This is a genomic window from Veillonella parvula (assembly GCF_018378075.1).
GTDB lineage: Bacteria > Bacillota > Negativicutes > Veillonellales > Veillonellaceae > Veillonella > Veillonella parvula_K.
The window spans coordinates 1-2,324 of record NZ_JAGZYE010000020.1; the positions used below are offsets into that span (position 1 = coordinate 1).

The window sequence follows — 2,324 nt, forward strand, 5'->3', positions numbered from 1 at the left end:
GTAGATTGAAATAAAATTTTGTCAAAACTCAATTAATATAATTAAAAGGACTGTCCTTTTGTTGACTTTATTATAAGTTAATTGAGATTTAATTTCAGTGTCTATAGCAACAGAATTGAAATAATTTTATATAAATAAAACCGCCACCAACGGTGACGGTTTAGTATGACTCACCTATATAAAATTACGGGTTAAATGGGAATAAAATTGGCAATAATACAAAAGAAACGATGGCAGATACAATAATCAATGGTACGCCAGCTTTTACATAATCCTTAAAGCTGTAACCCGCCACGTTATACACCATAGCATTTGGAGGCGTGCCCATTGGTGTAGCATATGCAAGAGAACTGGAAATAACGATAGCTACGAGAATCGCTTTTGGGTCAAAGCCTAATTGAGATGCCAAGGACAAGCCGATAGGTGCCAACAATGCAACGTCCGCTGTATTGGACACAAAGTTTGTCATGAATATAGACAAGAAGAAAAGCACTGCTAACAAGACCAATGGGTTAGGTGTCTCACCCAAACCATCAACGATAAGGTTTGCAATAAATGCACCTGCGCCGGATTTTACCATTGCTGTACCAAGAGCCAAGGAACCTACAAACAACAGAATTGTCTTCATATCGATAGACTTAACAGCCTCTGTTTCAGTAATAACCCCAGTTGCTACGATAACAAGAGCACCTACCCAAGCGCTAACAGCCAAAGATACACCGATTTGTTTTTCAAAAATCATAGCCGCAATAGTCAATACAAGCACCAAACCTGCTGTCCATTTTTTCCACATTGGAACATGATCAAAGTCAGCATTTTTTTGATAGTTTGCATCAGGCTCACGAGTTGGAACCTCTGGCACGAAACGTTTGCCAATGAATGCATAGAATAGAGTGCCGATGATAAGTATAGGTAAACCTACTTCACCATAAGCGAAGAAACTAAAGGAACCAAGACCAGCCTCTTGTAAATTAGAGTTTGCAATCATATTACCAGGGGAACCAATCATAGAAATATTACCACCCATAGCGGCTGCAAATGCGATTGGCATTAGGAATTTAGTTTGGTTGAAACCACCCTTTTTACAAATACCGATGACAACAGGAATCATAACGGCTGCCGTACCTGTGTTGGACAAGAGACCAGACATAATACCTGTAAGCATCATGATAGCGATAATAAGGATTGTTTCGTTTTTAGCAAATTTATTAACAACATCACCTACATCAACAGCAACACCTGTTTCAAAGAAAGCAGCACTGATAATAAACATAGCAATGAATAAAATAACATTAGAGTCAACGAAGCCTTTGAAAGCTTCCGTTGCGGTTAATACACCAGAAAGATGCAAACCAACGGCTACAATCATAGCCGTAATAGACAATGGAATCTTCTCCAATGCAAACATGACGATTGCAAATACGAGGAATCCCAATGTAACAGCAACACTATAATCCATGAGAACTTTCCTTTCATGGTAGTCATACACCTATAGTATATAGATATAACTCAGTGATGTAAATCATATAATTTTTTATAATGAATATTTTTCATATATCTACAACGCTAGATAATACCTTATATATTAAAAGGGGCACAGAATTGGCAATAATACCAATACCACAATACTAGATACAACAATAAGTGGTACACTAGCTTTCACATAATTCAAAAAGCTATAGCCAGCTATATTGTAAACCATAGTATTGGCAGGCATACCAATTGGTGTCGCATATGCCAAGGAACTAGCAATTACGATAGCCGCGAGCACTGCTTTTGGATCTACTTTCGTGCTCATCGTAAACCTCCAGCAGGACTTCCTTTTCTAGACCTCTAAAATAAAATCTATTAAATATGTTAACGCCTCTCCATAATTTTATTGTACTCTTTTTTACAAATATAACTATCTAAATTATATATTTTTCTAACGGAATATAAAAATACACCCCTTATTAATCCAAGGGATGCATTCATTATGATATATTTATTTAACGACGGTCAACAGCATCTTGAAGTTTTCTCGGGCATCGAGGCTATGAGGGACTTCAGAAGGCATGATCAATGTTTCACCAGCTTTCACATTGTATTCCACATCACCGACGACGATATGTGCCTCTCCATCGAGGATTTGCACAATCGCATCGCCTACAGTTACATGCGTTGAGATTTCTTCGCCCTTTGGTAACGCAAATAAGGTAATACTGAGGCGTTCATTTTGGGCTATAGTAATACTAATCACTTGCCCTTCTTTATACTCTAAACAATCGCCTAGATGTAAAATTTCGTTGACTGGGATATTTTTTGTGAAAGTCTTACTCATAGAA

The 2,324-nt window shown here is 37.4% G+C and carries 2 protein-coding genes and 1 pseudogene; all 3 read right to left on the reverse strand.

Translation table 11 applies throughout. The annotated features are described in order from the left end of the window. Nucleotides 1-184 precede the first annotated feature (184 nt). Nucleotides 185-1,459, reverse strand: a complete 1,275-nt coding sequence (locus KH286_RS09490) for an SLC13 family permease (protein ID WP_004698525.1) — start codon at nt 1,457-1,459, stop codon at nt 185-187. Between the two features lie 126 nt (nt 1,460-1,585). Beyond that, nucleotides 1,586-1,783, reverse strand: a pseudogene (locus KH286_RS09495) (hypothetical protein); the annotation flags it as partial. A gap of 201 nt (nt 1,784-1,984) precedes the next feature. Next, on the reverse strand, nt 1,985-2,324 hold a 340-nt coding region (locus tag KH286_RS09500), incomplete at its 5' end, for a cupin domain-containing protein (protein WP_353799503.1).